Genomic DNA, 209 nt, shown 5'->3' on the forward strand with positions numbered 1-209 from the left:
TCGGAAGGTGCGGCTGGATCACCTCCTTTCTAAGGAAATGGAAACATTTGGAATTGTCTTATTTAGTTTTGAGAGGTCTTGTGGGGCCTTAGCTCAGCTGGGAGAGCGCCTGCTTTGCACGCAGGAGTCAGCGGTTCGATCCCGCTAGGCTCCATTATCTAGGATACAAAGAGATGTTCGGCTAGCCGAAATTTCTGTAGAAAATTAGG

Annotated in this window: 1 tRNA gene; it reads left to right on the plus strand. The window is 48.3% G+C overall.

Going from position 1 to position 209, the window contains the following annotated elements:
• The first annotated feature begins 82 nt into the window (after nt 1-82).
• Nucleotides 83-154: transfer RNA gene (locus AT575_RS10500), tRNA-Ala, on the plus strand.
• Nucleotides 155-209 lie beyond the last annotated feature (55 nt).

Source organism: Streptococcus penaeicida (genome assembly GCF_002887775.1).
GTDB classification, from domain to species: Bacteria; Bacillota; Bacilli; order Lactobacillales; family Streptococcaceae; genus Streptococcus; species Streptococcus penaeicida.